The sequence below is a fragment of the Delftia lacustris genome, assembly GCF_040267515.1.
Lineage (GTDB): Bacteria > Pseudomonadota > Gammaproteobacteria > Burkholderiales > Burkholderiaceae_C > Comamonas > Comamonas tsuruhatensis.
Map to the genome: position 1 here is coordinate 3,675,622 of NZ_CP141274.1, position 19,613 is coordinate 3,695,234.

The following is a 19,613-nucleotide window of genomic DNA, read 5'->3' on the forward strand; positions in this document are numbered from 1 at the left end:
CCAGCCTGGTGGGTTCGCGGCAGAGTATCCAACGGGGACTCCTCATTGATCCATAAAAAAAGCCAACCCGTGGGCTGGCTTTCAGGGCGCTGGGTGTCCGCAACAGGTTTTATGCGGGTTGAGCAATGACGGCGTCGTCATCCCCAGCTTGCAACTGTTTTCTGGCCGCATGAAACGTAGAGTCACCGCGGGACAGCTCTTCAATGTAGACACCACGCTGGCCGACGATTTCGAAAGCTTTCGCTGCCGAGCAGCCCTGTGCCTCTTGGATATTTCTTGCAGCGCGCTGCAGCAAGTTTTCCACTGTCCCTGTCCGAACAGCCTCAAGGTAGGCGTAGGCCTCACCTTGGGCGTTCAAGGCAGCACGGGCCGATTCCGCCGAGGAAATGGTTTTTCCGACTATGTTGTTGATTTTCATATATCTTCCTTCTCGATTGGTGATGGGCCCGCTACTGCAAGAGCGCCGCTCCCGGGCCAAAAGCCGCAGCGCCTTGTGAAAACTGTTGGGTCGTTGACTGGCGGCGCACCTGATCCGCCATGGACTACGCCCATGATTGCGGCGTACCCCTGACATCACGCAGGGTGGTGATCCGTCTGTCGGCCCGAACCGTACATTGATCCTGACCGTCTCGAGCGAGTGCCATGGAGCCCGGTCAAGACTCACGGCACCCAGTCTTCAGATGTTCAGGCCTTCAAAGCGCGATACGGTCGGTGGGTCCATGGGGCCTTGAGTCTTCACGAAGACCCAGACACCGCCATAGCGCCGCAGCCAGAGCGCGCGAGCGTGGCGGTCCAAGAACTGCTCCAGCGTCGCCAGGTCCGTCTCAACATGGCCAACGGCGAGCATTGCTTTGGCAATTTGCTCTGTGGTGGCGCTGTTGGCTCCGGACTCACGCAGGCGTTGAATGGCGTTTGTGATGCCGGTGGCATTGACTGGGACGGTGCACCGATGGCCCGGCTCGGCTTGCTCAGAAATGTGGAGCGATAGGCACCGAGGGCAGACCTGCACTCTCGGCAGCTCGGCAACAGGCTGACCGATCAGGTCTTCCAGTTTCGGTTCGCCCAAAGCCTGTTGGTGAGCATCAGTGACGAACAACTGCACGATGGTGTTCACGCGCCAGCCGCCGGAAGTCTCTTCGTGAAAGCTCATGGTCGGCGACAGGAGTGTGAAGTGAGGCTGGCCGCGAGGGTCCTTGTCCGGAATCACGATGGTGAAATTCAGGCCCAACCTGGCACGAGCCATCTTGTTGAACACGGAATAGCTGTCTTCAACGGCAGGCGTCAAAGCGCGAATCTGTGTCGATGGCTTCCGCCAGAGGTAGGCGGTACGCTTCCCGAATTCGCCGCAATACACCGGGGCAACATCGTGCAGACGCTCTTCCAGGCTCGTACGGGCGGGGTAAGGCAGCAGGCCGCGCTGCATGGCAACACTGGCTTGATGTGGTACGAAATCCACATCGTCAATGGCCTTGAGAATTGAATCGCGGGTGGCGAGGTGCTCGCTATCGTAGATCAGGCTGTGCGTGTCTACGGCCAGTCCGCTGTCGCGCACAATGCGATGGACGATGGGGACCAATGCCTGTGCGGCCCAGGTGGACACGCCAAGAATGCCTTCGATGCGCTTAGTCAGGTGCGCCCAGTGTCGAGGGAGTTCTTCACGATGGTCATGATGATGCACCAGCCGTGTCGCCAATGGGGTGGCATGCTGCCGGGTCAGGCTGTACGTCCAAAATCCCAGCGCTGCGGCCAAGATCTCATGGGCGTTGGAGCGGCCAAGCGGGCGCCCCTCTGAGGCAAAGGCCTCAATGAGGGAAGTGCAGATGGGCTTGAAAAGCCCAGCGTCGAATCCAGGCATGGTCGGTTGAACCGGAGAAGCACCATGGACTTCGATCGGCTCAGCAGCGACATCAAGGACATGCGCCGGCGCAACCAGGGCCTGGGGCTGGCTGTCGGCGCCCTGGCCGCCGGCGTGCTGCTCGCGCTCGCCATCATCATCAACCTGCTGGGCACGGTGCGTACGGTGGTCGTGCCGCCGTCCCTCAGCAAGACTTTCTGGGTGAGCGGCGACAAGGCATCCAGCGAGTACCTGGAGCAGATGGGCAGCTTCGTCGCCTGGCTGATCCTGGACGTGACGCCTTCCACCATCGACTGGAAGAAAGACATCCTGCTGGGCTACGTCGACCCTGCCCAGTACGGCCCGCTCAAGACGCGCCAGGAGGTCGAGGCCGAGCGCCTCAAGCGCATCAACGCCGCCACCACCTTCGCGCCCCAGCAACTCGTCGCCAGCGAGGACACCCAGTCGCTGGTCGTGCGCGGCCGGCTGCGCACCCTCGTCAACGGCTACGAGACCGCCAACGACCTCAAGGCCTACCGCATCGACTTCGGCCATGCCGGCGCTCGCATGCACGTCATCGGATTCAAGGAGGTGCCCTATGCGGTCAAGTGAAGCCCCACATCGGCGATTCTGGCCCGCCTCTGCCATCCGCACGGCCTCTTTCCGAGTTCCCTGCGGCGCCTATCGCCCCTTGGGGCCCGCGTCCTTTCGGGCCATGTCGCGCCAGCGCTGGGAGCGGTTGCCGCCGGCCGCGCGCAAGGTGGTTGCCGTCACCGCTCTATCCCTCGGGCTGCAGGCCCACGCGCTGCAACTCGTGGAGGCCAGCGACGGAGTGACAGTCGAGGCCATTGCCTCGCTCAAGGAACCCACCCGTATCCGCATCGAGGGCACGCCGATCACCGACGTGTTCGGCAACATCCATTCCAGCCATTGCGGCAGTGGCGCCCCGGCCCTCGCGGCCGCCGCAGGCACACCCTCCGGCACACCGGGCCTTTCCGGCCCTGCCTCGCTCGCGGCCTCTCCGGCCAACCCTGCCGGGGACGTCATCGTCGAATGCGATCGCGACAAGGGCGAGGTCTACATCCGGCCCGTCGGCGAGGCCCTGCGCCCTGTCAACCTGTTCGTGTCGTCCGCCACGGCGACCTACACGCTGCTGCTGCGCCGCTCGGACACCCCGGCCGACACCATCGTGATCCGAGACAAGACGCCGCCGGCGCTGCGCCCCCGCGTGCCCGATACCGCGCCCTCCGGCCCGGCACCCAGCCATGTGCGCGCGATGAAGGGCCTGCTGGTGGCCATGTCCTCGGACCGCGTACCCTCCGACATGCGCGTCGAGGAGACCTCGAAGCCCATCCAGCTCTGGGCCGAGGCGCGCTTCACCCTGCTGCGCCGCTACGAAGGCCGCGGCTATGTCGGTGAGAAGTACGCGCTGCAGAACGTGAGCCTGGCGCCCATGGTGCTGGCCGAGCAGGAGTTCGACCGACCGGACAGCCGTGCCGGCGGAGAGATCACCGGCATCGCGATCGAGCACCACAACCTGCGCCCGGGCGAGACCACCAGCGTCTACGTGATCCGGCGGGGCGGCACGCGATGAGCACGCCGACCATGCCTTCGGGGCCGTCCGGATCGGGACGCCCACCCGGCCATGCCGTGCGCGGCTGGCTGGAGCGGCTGTCGCCGCGCCAACGCCAGTACGCGCTGCTGGCCGCCATCCTGGGCGGCGGCATCGGCCTGCTGTGGATGATTTTCAGCTTCGCGGGCAGCGGCGCCAAGCCACAGAGCGGACGGACAGCGCAGACCCTGCCCGGTGACGTCACCAACATCGGCGTGATGCCGCCCGGTGGCCAGGTCAATCCGGTGGACCAGTGGGTCGGCACGGCGGGGCGCAAGCTGGCCCAGTACGAGACCGAGCGCGAGGCGCAGAGCCGGGTCAACAAGGACCGCGAAGCCTTCGAGAACAAGACCCTGCAGCGCTTCGCGGAGCTGGAGAAGCGGCTGACCAGCACCCAGCAGGCCGCCGCATCGCCGCCGCCCGTGCCCACGCCTCCGCCGCCACCGGCGCCCGCACCGGCAGCCCCGGCCCCGATGCCGCCCGCGGCCGGCCTGCCGCCGGCGCCTCCCCCGGGCACAGGGGCCATGCCCCCTGGCATGCCGACGCTCCAGGGCAGGGTCGCCGCCGCTGCGCCAGCGCCCGTGATCTCCCGCGTAACGCTTGCCGAGCGCACACGCCCGTCCATAACAACCGGTGGCGACGGCCCTCACCGGGCCGAAGGAGGCGGCCAGGCATCGAACACCCCCAAGACGGTCGCCACTTTCCTGCCCGTGAGCTTCACGCGCGGCATCCTGCTCGGCGGCCTCGATGCCCCCACGGGTGGCCAGTCGCAGGCCAATCCACACCCGGTGCTGATCCGCCTCTCGGACAACAGCGTGCTGCCCAACCAGTTCCGCGGCGAATACCGCGAGTGCTTCGTGATCGCAGCGGGCTATGGCGACATCAGCTCCGAGCGGGCCTACCTGCGCACCGAGAACCTGTCCTGCGTGCGCGCCGACGGCGCGACGCTGGAAGTGCGCATCCAGGGCTCGGTCTACGGCGAGGACGGCAAGGTAGGCATGCGCGGCCGACTCGTGACCAAGCAAGGCCAGATGCTCGCCAACGCGCTTCTCGCCGGCGTGGTCAGCGGCATCGGCCAGGGCCTGTCCACGGCCAACACCACCTACAGCACCTCGGCGCTGGGGACCATGGCCAGCGCCGACAGCAATGCCGACGCCTACCGCGCCGGGCTGGGTAGCGGTGTGGGCAAGGCGCTGGACCGGCTCGCCCAGTACTACATCAAGCTGGCCGAAAACACCTTCCCCGTCATCGAGGTGGACGCAGGCCGTCAGATCGACGTGGTGATCACCAAGGGCGTACGCATCGACGTGCCGATGACGGCCATGGCCGAGCGCGACCCGCGCCGCGCCCCCTCCCCCGAAACCCGCTACCTGGAGCCCACCGATGATGGCAACTACTGAATCCAAGCACCATGGCCACTGCTTCGCCTCGAAGTGGCATCGGGGGGGGCTGTTCGCCGCCCTGGCGGTCGCAGCGGCCACCGTCCAGGCAGCAACTCCCGATGAAACCAGGCTTCTGAGCGCGCTGCGCAAGACCCATCCGGGCACCGAATTCACCGAGGTGTCGCGCACCGAGGTCTCGGGCGTCTACGAAGTCTGGATGAACGGCAACGTGGCCTATGTCGCGTCGGCGAATCCGCGCTACTTCATCTTCGGGCGGCTGTTCGACACCCAGGCCATGCGCGACATCACGGGCCCCAGGATCGCGCAGCGCGGCGGCCAGGATGGGCGGGCCCAGGCGGAAACCGTCTCTGCGGCGCCGGTGCCGGTCGACCAGCTACCGCTGGCCGATGCGATCAAGACGGTGCGCGGCAACGGCCAGCGCAAGCTCGCCGTGTTCAGCGACCCGAACTGCGTCTACTGCAAGCAGCTCGAACCCGAGCTCGCGGGCCTCGACAACGTCACGATCTATACCTTCCTGGTGCCGTTCCAGGGCGAGGCCCGTCCGGTCGCCATCTGGTGCGCCGCCGACCGCGAGCGCGCCTGGCGCCAATGGATGCTGCAGGCGGACGCCAGTCTGATGCAGCCGGGCGCGCAGTGCGAGCACCCGATCGCGCGCAACCTCGAGCTGGCGCGCCGGCTGCGCGTGCAGGGAACGCCGACCATGATCTGGGCGGACGGCAGCCGCACCGACGGCTATGTCGGGAGAGCAGTGCTCGAAGCCAGGATTGCCGAGGCCGGCAAGGTTGCAGCAGCTCAGCCGGTCAAGACGGAGAAGCGGCCATGAGCTCGGGCATTGCGCGCACGGCCGCCGCCGCCCTGCTACTGCCGCTGGCCGGCTGCATGAACATGTCGGGCCTGAGTGGCAGTTCCAAATACGCCTGCGCTGCGCCCGAAGGCGTGGCTTGCGACTCGGTGTCGGGCACCTATGTCAACGCCCTGCACGACAACCTGCCCAGCCAGAGGGCATCGGCTTCCCGCGGCGAGCCTCGAGAGGGTACGCCACAGCCCGCCAACTCCACGGCGGTCTTCTCGGCGCCGGTCCCCGCGCGCCAGGCGATATCGGGAACGCCGCACAGCATTGCCGATGGCGAAGCGGACAGCGCTCCCGCCCTGGCATTGCGCTCCCAGGCCCGGGTACTGCGCCTGTGGACCAAGCCCTGGGAAGATGCCGACGGCGATCTCTGGGACCAGGGCTATGTCTACGTGCAGATCGATACGGGACGCTGGCAGATCGACCATGTACGCCAGCGCATCCGTGACCAGTACGCGCCGTTGCGCCCGCCGCCCGCCGCCGCGCCTGCCCTGCCACCCGGTGGCGCCCCGGCTTCCTCGGGGGTCGCTCCATTCGTGCCTGATGCCGCAGCCCCGGTCGAGAGCAGCGCCCAACGGCCTACCCCGTTCAACACCTTCCCGTCGCTGGCCCAACCTCCGGCAAGTCTGGGTTTTCGTCCCCAGTGAGGCCGCCATGGGATCTTCCTCCACCGATGCGCCACGCAGCGGCACCCGCACGGCACCGCTGTTTCCCTTCGGCATGCCGGCCGATACCCCGGCCGAACAGTTCGCCGGCTGGCTGCCCTACTCCGCCTATCTGGCCGACGAGAAAATCTTCGTGAACCGCGACGGCATGGGCTTCATGCTCGAAGTGATGCCGCAGTCGGGCGCCGACGAGCGCATGGCCGAGGTGCTGGTTTCGCTCTATGCCAACTGCCCGCCGGACACTGGCCTGCAGTTCCACCTGTTCGCCTCGCCGCACATCCGTCACCAGTTGCGCCAGTACACCAACCTGCGGGTCGAGGACGAGGACCAGGCCGAGAAGGCCCGCCCCTTCGCGCGGCCCGTGTCCAACGAGAACCTGTTCCGCAAGCTGGCGCGCCAGCGCGTGCAGCACCTGCTGCGCGGCACCCAGACCTCGCTGACGGCGGGTTTTCACTACACCTTGCGCGACTTCCGGCTGATGCTGAGCGTGTCCTTTCCGGGCAGCGCGGTCGACCTGAACCGGCGCGAGGCGCTGCTGGCCTTGCGCGACTCGATGGCGGCCACGCTGCGCTCGGCCATGCTGCCCAACCGGGTCTGCGACGCTGCGGATCTCATCAACTGGTGCGCGCTGTTCACCAACCCGGACCGCATCGCGCATTCGGACGCCGAGGACCTGAACTACGACGACGACCGCTGGTTGCACTATGACGACGGCCGCGAGATCCGCGACCAGATCGTGGACTTCGACACCATCCAGGATCCGCACCCGTCGGGCATCACGCTCTGGAAGGAAACCAGCGCCGAAGTGCTGGAAGCGCGCTTCTATTCGATCAAGAGCTTTCCCGAGCGATTTGCCCTGTGGCAGATGGGTTCGCTGATCGGCGACCTGATGCAGCCGGCACTGCAGTACAGCGCGCCCTTTCTGATCACGCTGGGCGTGCACGTGCTCGACCCGAACGCCACCAAGTCCATCATCACGGCGAACCACGTGCGCGCCACGCAGAACGCCAAGTCCAAGATGGCCGACGTGATGCCGGACGTGCGTAAGAAACTCGACGACTGGTCGGCCGCGGCCAATGCGATCGACACCGGCGGCAGCCTGGTGAGCCTGTACCACCAACTCGCGATTTTCACGCCCCCGGACAAGGCCGCCTCGGCCCACGAGGCCGCGAACGCCATCTGGCGGGCACGCGGCTTCCAGCTCAACGCCGACGCCTATATGCACCGGCAAGCGCTGCTGGCCAGCCTGCCGATGACGCTGACGCCCCGATTCCACAAGGACCTGGGCAAGATGCGCCGCGTCACCCGCAAGACCATGGCCAACGCCATCCACATGGCACCGCTGATTGCCGAGTGGCGCGGCACGCGCACGCCGGCCCTGGTCTTTGGCGGGCGGCGCGGCCAGGTCATGACGCTGGATCTGTTCGACAACGACCTGGGCAACTACAACTTCGCGATCATCGGCGCGCCCGGCTCGGGCAAGTCCGTGCTGATGAACGAGATGGCCTGGTCGTACCGGGCCATCGGCGCCAAGGTCTGGATGCTGGACCTGGGCCGCAGCTTCGAGAAGCTGTGCCGCAAGGCCCAGGGCACCTACATCGAGTTCCGGCCCGACGTCAACATCTGCCTGAACCCGTTCACGATCGTGCATGACATCAACGAGGACATCGACATGCTGGTGCCGGGCATCAGCAAGATGTGCTCGATGCAGCATACGCTGGACGAGGTCCAGTACAAGGCCATCTCGGCCATGGTGCTCAAGCTCTGGCGCGCGCACGGCAACGACCTCACGATCACCGGCCTGCGCGACGCCTTCAAGACCGGAACCATCGAGGAGCTGGGCGTCTCTGGCGACCAGCGCATCAAGGATCTGGCCATCATGCTCAACCCTTATGCCAGGGGCGGGCAGTACGAGCGCTTCTTCGAGGGCCGGGCCAACGTCGACTTCTCCAACGACTTCATCGTCATCGAGAACGAGGAACTCAAGCGCCGGCCGGACCTGCACGCGGTCGTCAACATCCTGTTGCTGCACCAGATCACCGGCGAGATGTACCTCACGCGCAACCGGCGCAAGGTGCTGTTCATCGACGAGCTCAAGCAGCAGCTCGGCGACATCGGCGCCGACGATCCGGTCAAGGCCGCTGTGGTCGAGGAAGCTGCTCGCCGTGCCCGCAAGTACGGCGGCGCGCTCGGCACCGCGACCCAGAGCGCCGACGACTACTACGGCTCGGCGCAGATGGAGGCCGCCTTCAACTGCAGCGATTGGGTCTTTCTGCTGCGCCAGAAGCCCGAGTCCATCGAGATGCTGGACCGCAAGGGGCGACTGTCGATGGACGAGCCCAAGAAGCGGCTGCTGAATTCCTTGCGCACCGAGGCGGGCGCGTTCTCGGAGCTGTACGTTTCCTCGCCCGTGGGCGAAGGTGTGGCCCGCAACATTCTCGATCCCGCGACCCATCTGCTCTTCAGCAACAAGCTGGAGGACAACGCACCCATCGACGCGCTGCGGGCCCAGGGCCTGTCCATCGACGAGGCCATTGCCGAACTGCTGCGGCAGCGGGGACATGCGCTATGACCCGGCCCCTTCTGCTCAATGCCGTGGTCGCGGCGCTGCTGGTCGCCTTCGGGATTGCAGCCTATGACCGCTGGGTGATTCGGCCCGCCCTGGTGATCGGCGTAGTCGACCTGTCCGAGGTGTACCGCGCCAAGGAAGCCGAGTTCACACACTTGCTGACCAAGACCGGCACGGAAGAGGAACGGCAGAAGGCGTTGGCCATGGCGCGCAGCTTCTCGCAGCGCCTGCCGGAGGCGCTCGACGAACTGCCGCGCGAATGCGGCTGCCTGGTCATCCTCAAGACCGCCGTCGCGGGCGCTCCGCACAGCATCGACTTGACGCCTGCGCTGCGCAGGAAGGTAGAACTGCCATGATCGGGGAGCACATCTTCTCGTCGCCCAACGCGCGGCAGGCCGGTTGGTGGCGTCGACGGCGACAGGACCTCACCGGCCTGCTGCATCACATGCGGCAGCGCTGGTACCTGTACCTTCCGGTGCTCACGATTTGGAGCTTCGCCTATGCGCGGCTGTTCGTCGACCCGACGCCGCACTCACCGCTGCTCTTCAACTGGACGCCCAGCCTGCCCTACAGAATGGCACTCATGCAGTACGGGCACGCATCCGTGCGGCGCGGCGACCTGATCGTGTTCTCCTTCACGGGCGAGGCCCAGGCCCGCTACCCCGGCCTGCGCGCCCAGCCCTTCTTCAAGATGGTGCGCGGGATGCCCGGCGACGTGGTGACGGTGCAAGGGCGCCTGGTGTACGTCAATGGCGAGATCGCCGGCCTCGCCAAGACGCATGCCCGCGACCACCATCCGCTGGCCCCCATCGCGCCGATGGTCATCCCCAGCGGCCACTACTACGTCCTGGGCACCAGCCCCGACAGCTTCGACTCCCGCTACCAGGAAAGCGGCCTGGTGAAGGCAGAGCAGGTGCTGGGCGTCGTGGTGCCGCTCTTCTGAAGGCCGTGCCATGAACCTCACTCCCCTCCCCCGCGGGCGCCATCCTCACCAGGCCCTGGCAGCCTGGATGGCCTGCTGCGCGCTGCTCTGCACCCCAGCACGCGCCCAGACCAGCCCGGCCTTCGGACCGCCGCCGGCAACGTCCCGTTCCGACACGTCCGATGACATTCCGCTGGTCGACTACCTTGGCCTGCTGCAGAAGATCGCGCCGGCAGCCGAGGAAGGCGCTCGCACCTACCTCGCTGCCAACCAGCTGCGCTGCGCTCGCACGCTGACCACGGCCGAGCTGCGACGCGCGATGTCGCAAGGGGATGGTGATCCGCTGCTCATGGGCCTCGTGCGCGCCGCCCACCTCAAGGACACGGCGGCGCGCGACCGGCTGGTGGCGCAGATCCCCTGCACGCCCGGAGCTGCACGATGAACATGGCCGCCACCCGCCCCATCGGCCCTGCCTTGGCTCTCGTGCTGGCGTTCGCCTGCCTGCCCACCTTGGCCGCCGACCTTGGCACCCTCGGCCCCACCTACGAGATTGCCGAACCCCATCTGCTGCAGATGATCGAGCAGCGCCTGCGCGAGAAGGAGCGCTCCGGCGAGTTGGCCCGAATCGAGCAGGACGCACGCACCCGTGGCACGGAGGCGGTGCGCAGCCCGGCGCCTGTTGCGGGCGTGCAGACCACGGCCAAGGCGCGCAGCTTCTATTTCGACCCGACCTACACGCTGGATCGCAACATCTTCGGCGCCCAGGGCGAGCTGATGTTCGCCGCCGGCACCCAGGCCAATCCGCTGGACGTGGTCTCGCTGTCGCGGCACCTGCTGTTCTTCGACGCCCGCGACGGGCGCCAGGTTCGGCAGGCGCGTGCGCTGATTGCCCGCTACCAGGGCAAGGTCAAGCCGATCCTGACGGCCGGCTCCTACCTGGACCTGATGAAGTCCTGGCGCATTCCCGTCTACTACGACCAGCAGGGGCTGCTGACCCGGCGCCTGGGTATCGCCCAGGTGCCAGCCCTGGTCTCGCAGGAGGGCAAGCGACTGCGCATAGACGAGATGGAGGTGCCGCGATGAGCCCTTTTTTCCATCGTTTCCGCACACTGGCGGTGGCCATGTTGGCCGCGCTGCTCCTGGCCACGGTCCTTCCAGCCGGCGCCGCAAGTGTGGCCACCTGCACCGGCAAGTTCCCGAACCCCATCACCGACATCTGCTGGAGTTGCATCCTGCCGCTGAGCATCGGCGGCGCGCGCATCGGCAACTTCGGCGGCCAGGAGGACATCGACAACCCCTCCAGCCCGCTGTGCACCTGCGGCGTGAATCCCGTCATCGGCCTGACGGTCGGCTTCTGGGAGCCCGCACCGCACGTCGAAGCCGTGCGCAAGCCCTTCTGTCTGACCTCGCTGGGCGGCATCGACCTCGATCCCGGCATCCCGGCACCCGAGGCGGCGCGCTTCACGCGGCCCGAAGGCGATGGCGACGGCGGCAGCTTCTATCAGGCCCACTTCTATGTGAACCCCGTCCTCTACTACCTGGAGGCGGTGACCGACTTCCCGTGCCTGGAGAAGGGCTCGTTCGACCTGGCCTACCTCACCGAAGTCGATCCACTGTGGGCCGACGACGAGCTCACCCTGATCATCAACCCGGACGCGGCCCTGTTCGCCAACCCGGTGGCCATCGCCGCCTGCGCCGCCGACTGCGTGGCCGCCTCGGTGGGCTTCGGGATCCGGGAGATGTTCTGGTGTGCGGGCTGCCAGGGCAGTCTCTATCCGATGAATGGCCATGTCCCGTACCACCTGGGCGGCGTGCGCACCGCGGCGCTGATGGCCCAGCGCCTGACGGCCAAGATGCACCGCGAGCTGATCGCCTGGGGCTGGCACGGACAGGCGGGATTGTGCGGCCCCTACTTCGAGCCGGTCATGGACAAGACCGCCTACAAGACCCAGCTCACCCACCCCCTCCCCAACACCGCCAAGGAAGCCGGCAAATGCTGTCAGCCCTTCGGCCGCACCACCGTGACCTGGGGCGCCGGCAAGGAGTACCCGGTGCGCGGCGAGGACTTCGCCTTCCTCTTGTTCAGGAAAAGGAACTGCTGTGTCGGCTACTGACCTTCCCCCTCTCTTCCGGCGCATGCTCGCCTCACTGCTGGCAGCAGGCGCGATGCCAACGACCTGGGCCGCCAGCCCGACCATCACCGAGGCCGACATGGAGCGTGCGCGCCGCGCGCAACCCACGGTCACCGAGCAGGACATCGAGCTGGCGCGCCGCAAGCACAGCGTTCCTCCGGCGTACGCGCCGGCGAGTGCGTCCATGTCCCTTGACCACTCCATCGACGCCCTGCCGCAACCTGTGACCCGCACACCGATCGATCTGGAAGCGCTGGCGCGCGGTTACGCCTCCCAGGTCGACGCGATGGAAGCGGCCCAGGGCCTGGTGCAAGGCCAAATGAAGGGCCCCGGCCTCTTCGTCTTCGTCAGCCTGGCGATGCCCCAGCCCACGCTGCAGCGCCTGATCGACCAGGCGGCGCGCGCCCGGGCCTCGGTCATCTTGCGGGGGCTGGCCCACGGCTCGCTGCGCCAGACCGTGGCCCAGGTCCAGCCGCTGATCGGCCGGCGCCAGGTCGCGGTGCAGATCGATCCGCAGGCCTTCGACCGCTTTGCCATCACCCGGGTGCCCAGCTTTGTGCTGGTGCGCGACGGCACACGACCCGAGTCCTGTGCCGCGGGCAGTTGCGCACCGCCGGAGGCCTTCCTGCGCACGGCCGGGGACGTGAGCCTGGGCTACGCGCTCGAGCACATGCAACGTGCCGCTCCGGCCTTCAGCGCGGATGCCGCCCCGTTCCTCGCACGGCTGCGGAACTAGGAGACCGGCATGCCCGCCGCTCTTGCCCTGCTGCTGCGCCGGATCGTCGTGGGCCTCACGCTGGTCAGCTTCGTTGCCACGCAAACAGTGGCGGTGGCCGGCCCGCACGAGGAAGGCACTGCCGCCGGGCAGGCCGCCAATCCGGTCATCCGAGGAACGATCACCACGCCCAGCGCGTCGTCCGTGGTGCCGGGCTACACCACGGCGCCACCCGAGCGCCTGTACTACGGTCAGCCCAATCTCTCGGGCCAGAGCAGCGCCCGGATTGCCGCCTGCGCACTCAGGCCCAACGATCCCGTGTGCCAGGCGCTGCTGGGAGCCCGGGCTTCGGCCAATACGCCGCGCGAGTCCATCTCGCCCTACAACCCGGCGGTCCTGGGCGCGCGGCACGTTGCGGCCAACCCATCGACCCAGTTGGAGGATATCGCAAGCTACTACAGCGGCTGCCAAGGGAGCGGGAACTGCCCCGCCAATGTCTTCTGTCTCGCCGGCAGTTGCTTCACCACCGCCTACACGAACGATGCCGATTTCGCGCGCGCCATGTCCTTCCTCGAGGCCGGACGCGAGGCCGGTGTCTATCTCGATCCCGACGATCTGCAGGTATTCAAGGGTGAGAACAACAACTGCCGCGACCGGCTGTTCCAGAACTGCTGCCGGTCCGATGCCGCAGGCCGCGGGATGACCAACCAGAGTGTGTTCGGCACCGGCACCCGGCTGGTCTATGACGTGCTGATGAACGCGGGCAATCGCCAATTCCTGTACCAGGGCCTGCAGGCCCTGCTCCTGGGAGGTGGCTTCAGCGGCAGTTTCACGAGCTATGGCGTCACCGTCGCGCTCAACGGCACGGCCCTGCCTGCTGGCTCTGCCGTCCTCTATGCCGGCGAGAGCGTGGTGATCGCCTTCGATCCCTGGAGCCTGGCGATCTCGGTAGTCTTCTATGTGGCGATGTCGCTGCTGTCCTGCAATGAAGAGGAAGGAAAGCTCGCCCTGAAGGAAGGCGCCAAGCTGTGCCATGCGGTCGGCACCTACTGCTCCTCCTGCATCCGCGTTCTGGGCAAATGCGTGGCCTGCATCGAGTACACGACGGGCAAATGTTGCTTCAACTCGGTACTGGCCCGGATCATCAATGAGCAAGGCCGGTTGCAGGTCGGCAAAGACTGGGGCTCGGCACGCGCCCCGGACTGCTCGGGTTTCAGCATCGCCCAGCTCCAGACGCTGGACTTCGCGCGCATGGACCTGACGGAGTTCTATGCCTCCATCGTGCCCACGATGCCCAACGCCGGCGCGATCCAGGGCAGCAACGCCGGCCGTGCAAGCAACTGCTATTACGGGGAAGGGAGATGTCAATGAACATCCGCTCACGCATCGCCCGCGCCGCCGCGTCGGGATGCATGTGCCTCTACTGTGTGGCAGCGCACGCCGAGCCGGTGCGCATACCGGTCCCCGACGCCCGCCCCGTCCTGCTGGCCGCGCTGCAGTCCGTGGATGGCACGGCCCACGGCATTCTCACCGGCGAGATGGCCGATGCCATCATGAAACGCTTCGAGGCCAGCTCGCCGATCTACATCGACGTCTCCACCGAGCGACGCTACCGGGAGCCGGGTTGCAGCCGGTTGAAGGTGCGCTTCTGGCAGGAAGGCGTCCGCCTGCCGGAGGCTCAGGCGCCGCGCAAGCAGACGATCGAGTTCGGCATCAACTACTGCGCCACGGGCCTGCCGCCCAAGTCGCTGCTCTGAGGGGATGGTCATGCGCACGCACCGCCCTGCGCTCCTGGTCGCTGCGGTGGGTTGCGCCACTGCCACGTTGTTCGGTCTGGCCTCTGCGCAGGGCACGGCTTCGCCCGCACCCGTGCGTGACTCCCCGCCGCCGTACTGGTTCGACGGCTGGCGCGGTTGGCATTTCTACGAGGACCCGCCCTCGGAGGCCCCACCGTCCATCGCCCGGCCCGTGCCAACCACCCCGCCCCGACCCGCCGAGGCGCCGCGCCCGCCCGAACTGGCGGAATTCGAGCGCCTGCAAAAGACCCTGGAAGATCTGCGCAACATCGCCATCATGCGGCCGACCGAGGCCAATGTGCGGCACTACATGCAGCTGGAGATGCAGGTGGTGAACCGCGCCTCCTACTTCGCCGACGTGGCGCAGCGCGTGGCCTGGGCCACGCCGGAACTCGATCCGACGTTGAAGGGCAGGCCGGTCAATGCCTTGGCTCTGGAGGTCTTTGACCATCAGCAGCGCTCGGACCGATCCACCTCCGTCGAATCGCTGGGACGCGACCACGTGCTGTTCTTCTTCTACCGCTCGGACTGCCCGTATTGCCACGCCTTCGCGCCGACCTTGCAGGCCTTCGAGGCGCGCCACGGCATCCAGGTGGTGGCCGTCAGCGTGGACGGCGGTCCGATGCCAGGATTTCCCAAGGCGCGCCCCGACAACGGCATTGCCACCGCGCTGAAGGTGACCCAGGTGCCGGCCGTGTTCCTGGCCCAGCCCTACACCGGAAAGATCACCCCGATCGGCTTCGGTGTGCTGTCCGAATCGCAACTGCTGGAGCGGATCGCCACGGTCGCATCGCCAACTGGCGAAGCCATGTTGCCCAGCGCCACCCAGCGCCTGGCTCTTCCCTAGGAGGTCTTCATGTCCATCCGCTCCCGCACCTCTCCTGCATGCAAGGCAGTCGCCGCGGCAGTGGCGCTTTCACTGCTGTGCACCGCGATGCCAAGCCGCGCCGATCTCAACAGCGAAGTGAACGACATGTTCAACAACCTCGGGGCCATCGGCAACTACACGGCGCCGGGGGCGTTCCGGGGCCAGACCTACAACACCTACACCGGCGGCAACCTGATGATGCGCTCGCCGAACAAGGTGTACCAGTTGGCGGCGATCCAGTTCCCGAGCGCCAGGGCCGGTTGCGGCGGGATCGACGTGTTCGGCGGCAGCTTCAGCCATATCTCCGCGCAGGAATTCAAGAACATGCTGCGCAACATCACGGCGGCCCTGCCCGGCATCGCGTTCCAATTGGCATTGGAGGCGGTCTCGCCGCTGCTCGGCGGGCTGACCAAATGGGCCAAGGGGCTGGAGACCTGGATCAACAACGCCCGCATCAACTCCTGCGAAACAGCGAAAGCCATCGTCAGTACGGCAGCCGAGGCCGTGGGCTACAGCTCGCAAGAAACCTGTGCGGACCTCGCCATGGAAATGGGCATGGAAAGCGATCGGGACTCGGCACGCAAGCGCTGTGGCATTGACCGGCCCAGCATCCTGTCCTCGGCACGCTCGTCGGGCGACGCCAATGTGCGTAACAAAGCGCCCTTCGTGGGCAACCTCACCTGGAAAGCGCTGCAGTTCGCAGGCTCCTATCTCGACGACACCGAACGCGAGCTGATCATGAGCATGGTCGGCACCATCATTTATTACCCGGAGGAATCTCGACGCGATCCAGAGCCCATCGCTCCGACGCTCACCTCTATCAGCCAGTTGCTTTACGGCCAGGCCCCAGGTTCTGGCAGCAATGTGATCCAGCACCTGCTGCGCTGCAACGACTACACGAACTGCAACGCAGTCTCGCTCAATACCAGCTACAACCACGTCCCCTTCACGGCGAAGGTGGAGACGATGATGCGCTCGATCGCCGACAAGATCGCCACCCGCACCCCCATCCCGAACAACTCGGCCGAGGTCGGCTTCGTCAACATGACCGCCGAGCCGGTCTACAAGATGCTCTCGGTAGGCACCAGCATCCCGGGTTCGGGCTTGGCCGACAGCCTGATCGGCCAGTACCGCGACGTGATTGCGGCCGACTACGCCTACGTGTTCCTGGACCGCAATATGCGCCTGGGCATGGCGGCACTGACCAAGGACCACACCCTGCAGCAGACCCAGCGCGAGCAGGCCCAGGAGATTCGCCGCCGCGCCCAGGCCATGCTGCTGCTGATCTCGCAGGAGAAAAACCTGCTGTACCAGAAGGTCGGCTCGTTCCGGGCCGTCGCCAGCCATCTGGAGCAGTTGGAGCGGCAACTGCGCTCCAGCATGCCCCAGCATGTCATGGACATGCTGGGGCAGCAGGCTGCGTACGCGTCTCGCTGAAACCGATCCGCTGACACCAATGGAGTAGCCCGGCCATGTGGGAAATCTACGCCTACCAGAACGCCGACAGCCTGTTTGGCGTGTTCAACGCGGCCGCGGCCATCCATGCGTCCAACGACTACGCCTCGGCCGTCGCGGTCGTGGCCTTCTGTGGATTCGTCGGCGCGCTGATCGCCTATGCCTTCGCCCCGGAGAAGCTCCAGGGCTGGAAGTGGCTGGGCTCGGTGGTGCTGGTCTTCGGCATCCTGATCGTGCCCAAGGTGACCGTGGGCGTGGTGGACAAGACCGGCGGCTCGGCCGTCAAGGTCGTGGACAACGTGCCCTTCGGCGTGGCACTGCTGGGCAGCCTGACCAGCACCATCGGGCACACGCTCACGGGCCTGTTCGAGACCGCCTTCCAGGTGATCCCGGGCGCTGGCGCGCTGCCTGCTGAACTGTCCTACCAGCAGAACGGGCTGATGTTCGGCAACCGGCTGGTGCGCGAGACCGGCAATGTGGTGTTCCAGGATCCAGGCTTCCGCACCGACCTGGTCAACTTCATCCACAACTGCACGACCTACGACCTGATGGACGGAACCCTGGACCCGGCGACGTTTTCCAGCTCGGATGACGTCTGGCCACTGATGGCCTCGCCCAATCCGGCCCGGTTCAGTACCCTCGCGGGCGCGGGCGGCACCGTGGGTGTGGACACCTGCACGAACGTCTATCTGAGCCTGAACAACCGGCTGCCAGCCCAGCTCCAGCGCATCCAGGGACGCTTGGCCTTCCAGCTCAACCCGACGCTCCCCGGCACAGCGGCTGCGGCAGTGATCGCCGGCCAGATCCAGCAGGCCTATCTGAAGAACCGCATTGCGAACGCCTCGGCCACTGCGGCCGACATCATCCGCCAGAACGCCATGCTCAATGCCCTGGAGGACTCAGGCAAGATCGTGGGCCAGAAGGTCAACGATCCGGCCGCCATGGTGTTGGCTGTCGGGCGTGCCCAGGCTGTGGCGCAGATGAACGCCTCGTGGCTCAACTACGGCAAGGTGGCCGAACAGGCACTGCCGGTGTTCCGCAATGTGATCGAGGCGGTGACCTATGCCCTCTTCCCGCTGTTCGTGCTGCTGCTCCTGCTGACCAGCGGGCGCGAGACCATGCTGGCCTTCAAGGGGTACACGGCCATCCTGATCTGGATCCAGCTCTGGCCACCGCTCTACGCGATCCTGAACTACATGGCCTCGGTCTACGCGGCCTACGACCTGGCGGCTGCCGCCGACCTGGGCCCCGGTGGCAAGGCCCTGGCCCTGCAAACTGCTTCAGTCATCTACAGCCGGGCTTTGTCGGGCGAAGCCATCGTGGGCTATCTCGCCATCAGTGTTCCGTTCATTGCCTGGGCCGCCCTCAAGCACATGGAGAACTTTGGTACGGCGCTGGTGGGTGGATTGTCGGGGCTGCAGGCCATGCTGTCGGGCACGACCTCCGCGGCCACCGCGGGGAACATGTCGCTGGGCAATGTGTCCATGGACCAAATGCAGCTTGCTCCGAATCGGACTTCGGCATTCATGGGCAGTTGGCAGCATGACCGGAGCGGTAACACCTTCTCGTCCAACGCGCTCACCGGCAGGACGGCGGTGAGCCTGCTGCGCAACCAGGGTTACGCATCGCGCGTGGTGTCGATGCGGGTATCCGAGCAAGATGTGCAGGATGCGAGCCGGCAGGTGGATGCGGCGCGCAGCGAGGCCATCGCGGCCAGCAGCGAGCGGTCTTCCGTGCTGGCGGAGGCCTTCACCAAGGGCGTCGCCAAGCTGCGTTCGTCGCGCAGCAGCACCGGCTCCACGTCGAGCAGCTTCGAACAGTTCGGCGAAACGCTCAACCGGCTGGACCAGATCAGCAAGAGCGTGGCGGACTCGACCGGGCTGTCGCAGTCACAGGTGGCTCGCATTGCTATGGGGACATCTGGGCGCCTAGGAATCAACACGCCCGTGGCTGGATTTGGCAGCAGTGCATCAGCCGACAAGAACTTTGTATCTGGTCTCTCTGCCACTGAACAAAAAGTGCTGACTTCAATGAATAGTGAACAGCTTGCGGAGTTCAGGCAGTTCGGGGATCGAGCTTCCAGAGACACGAGTTTCATGAGCGCAATCGCCAGCGACGCACGAGAAGCACAGGATCTTTCGGCGCGGCTGGCGTCGACGACTGCTCGCACCGAACGCGCTGACTCCAGCCTGTCGGAGCGAAGCGCCTTTGCGGAGCGAGTCTCGACGGCCTATGAGCGAGGCGAGACCATCTCCATCGATATAGCGCAGGATCCGCACAACCTCGCCATGTTCACCCGCTACGCGGAGCAGTATGGCGGGAGCAGCGCCTCAGCGCGCGTGCTGATGGAGGCGGAGCTGGCTCGGCAGTCCCTACAGCCCCATCGCGTGTTCTTGGACGGAACCGCTGTGCCTACGGCATTCGGCGATCTTCAAGCCCAGCATCTGCGAAATTCCAGCGATCCCGCATTGGGACCAGACCTCACGGTGCGCCACCACACCAACCAGGGCGAGGTGCGTCGCTTCGGCGGCACTCAGACCTCCGCTCCATTGGCTGGAGCACCATCACCCATGCGAAGCGCCATTCGAGAGGAAGGTCAGCGCATCCGCGCGACCACGTCCGCCGATCAAGGGGCATTCGACCGCAAGGCACAGGTTACGAAGACACCCGATGGAACGCTGGCGTCCGAGCGCTCCCTAACGCTGCAGACGGGCAAGCAAGTCAAACTGGATGCCGCACCGCTCATCGACGACGCGAAGCAGGTGGTCAAGGATGCGTTCAAGAAGTAGTCC

The 19,613-nt window shown here is 66.3% G+C and carries 19 protein-coding genes; 17 read left to right on the top strand and 2 right to left on the bottom strand.

The features are described 5' to 3' along the window. Positions 1–109 precede the first annotated feature (109 nt). A complete protein-coding gene (locus U6958_RS18190; RefSeq protein ID WP_016446949.1) occupies positions 110–418 on the bottom strand; it encodes a hypothetical protein in 309 nt (102 codons plus the stop codon). Positions 419–676: 258 nt separating this feature from the next. Then, on the bottom strand, positions 677–1,855 hold the full coding sequence (locus U6958_RS18195; protein WP_074923233.1) for a hypothetical protein: 1,179 nt from the start codon (positions 1,853–1,855) through the stop codon (positions 677–679). A gap of 24 nt (positions 1,856–1,879) precedes the next feature. Between U6958_RS18195 and traE the strand changes: the two genes are divergently transcribed. From traE to U6958_RS18280, 17 genes are all read left to right on the top strand, one after another. Beyond that, complete coding sequence (gene traE / locus U6958_RS18200) at positions 1,880–2,446, top strand: type IV conjugative transfer system protein TraE (RefSeq protein WP_074923234.1); 567 nt, start codon at positions 1,880–1,882, stop codon at positions 2,444–2,446. Between the two features lie 103 nt (positions 2,447–2,549). Beyond that, positions 2,550–3,428 (top strand): type-F conjugative transfer system secretin TraK, encoded by an 879-nt coding sequence (locus tag U6958_RS18205; RefSeq protein ID WP_244160530.1) that lies wholly within the window; start codon positions 2,550–2,552, stop codon positions 3,426–3,428. Beyond that, complete coding sequence (locus U6958_RS18210; protein ID WP_074923236.1) at positions 3,425–4,846, top strand: TraB/VirB10 family protein; 1,422 nt, start codon at positions 3,425–3,427, stop codon at positions 4,844–4,846. The genes U6958_RS18205 and U6958_RS18210 overlap by 4 nt, the downstream gene beginning before the upstream one ends. Next, positions 4,830–5,672, top strand: a complete 843-nt coding sequence (locus tag U6958_RS18215) for a DsbC family protein (RefSeq protein WP_074923237.1) — start codon at positions 4,830–4,832, stop codon at positions 5,670–5,672. The genes U6958_RS18210 and U6958_RS18215 overlap by 17 nt, the downstream gene beginning before the upstream one ends. Next, positions 5,669–6,346 (top strand): TraV family lipoprotein, encoded by a 678-nt coding sequence (locus U6958_RS18220; RefSeq protein ID WP_074923238.1) that lies wholly within the window; start codon positions 5,669–5,671, stop codon positions 6,344–6,346. Before U6958_RS18215 ends, U6958_RS18220 begins: the two co-directional genes overlap by 4 nt. A gap of 7 nt (positions 6,347–6,353) precedes the next feature. Further along, entirely contained in the window at positions 6,354–8,936 is a 2,583-nt protein-coding gene (gene traC / locus U6958_RS18225) for a type IV secretion system protein TraC (protein ID WP_074923239.1), read from the top strand. Next, entirely contained in the window at positions 8,933–9,289 is a 357-nt protein-coding gene (locus U6958_RS18230) for a hypothetical protein (protein ID WP_074923240.1), read from the top strand. Before traC ends, U6958_RS18230 begins: the two co-directional genes overlap by 4 nt. An 89-nt stretch (positions 9,290–9,378) precedes the next feature. Beyond that, positions 9,379–9,876: a conjugative transfer signal peptidase TraF gene (gene traF, locus U6958_RS18235; RefSeq protein ID WP_244160531.1), complete on the top strand. Its 498-nt coding sequence runs from the start codon at positions 9,379–9,381 to the stop codon at positions 9,874–9,876. A gap of 10 nt (positions 9,877–9,886) precedes the next feature. Next, the gene (locus tag U6958_RS18240; RefSeq protein ID WP_244160532.1) at positions 9,887–10,297 is read left to right on the top strand and encodes a hypothetical protein; all 411 of its coding nucleotides are present in this window, start codon (positions 9,887–9,889) and stop codon (positions 10,295–10,297) included. 2 nt (positions 10,298–10,299) lie between these two features. Beyond that, entirely contained in the window at positions 10,300–10,938 is a 639-nt protein-coding gene (gene traW, locus U6958_RS18245) for a type-F conjugative transfer system protein TraW (RefSeq protein ID WP_074923258.1), read from the top strand. A 38-nt stretch (positions 10,939–10,976) separates the two neighbouring features. Then, entirely contained in the window at positions 10,977–11,969 is a 993-nt protein-coding gene (locus tag U6958_RS18250; RefSeq protein ID WP_074923259.1) for a TraU family protein, read from the top strand. 52 nt (positions 11,970–12,021) lie between these two features. Then, positions 12,022–12,723 (top strand): type-F conjugative transfer system pilin assembly protein TrbC, encoded by a 702-nt coding sequence (trbC, locus tag U6958_RS18255; RefSeq protein WP_244160534.1) that lies wholly within the window; start codon positions 12,022–12,024, stop codon positions 12,721–12,723. Between the two features lie 9 nt (positions 12,724–12,732). Further along, entirely contained in the window at positions 12,733–14,073 is a 1,341-nt protein-coding gene (gene traN, locus U6958_RS18260; RefSeq protein ID WP_074923243.1) for a conjugal transfer protein TraN, read from the top strand. Continuing rightward, entirely contained in the window at positions 14,070–14,459 is a 390-nt protein-coding gene (locus U6958_RS18265) for a hypothetical protein (RefSeq protein WP_074923244.1), read from the top strand. Before traN ends, U6958_RS18265 begins: the two co-directional genes overlap by 4 nt. A gap of 10 nt (positions 14,460–14,469) precedes the next feature. Continuing rightward, on the top strand, positions 14,470–15,345 hold the full coding sequence (traF, locus tag U6958_RS18270) for a conjugal transfer protein TraF (RefSeq protein ID WP_083393651.1): 876 nt from the start codon (positions 14,470–14,472) through the stop codon (positions 15,343–15,345). A 9-nt stretch (positions 15,346–15,354) separates the two neighbouring features. Next, positions 15,355–16,803, top strand: a complete 1,449-nt coding sequence (locus U6958_RS18275; RefSeq protein WP_074923245.1) for a conjugal transfer protein TraH — start codon at positions 15,355–15,357, stop codon at positions 16,801–16,803. 35 nt (positions 16,804–16,838) lie between these two features. Continuing rightward, positions 16,839–19,610 (top strand): conjugal transfer protein TraG N-terminal domain-containing protein, encoded by a 2,772-nt coding sequence (locus U6958_RS18280; protein ID WP_074923246.1) that lies wholly within the window; start codon positions 16,839–16,841, stop codon positions 19,608–19,610. Positions 19,611–19,613: the final 3 nt, after the last annotated feature.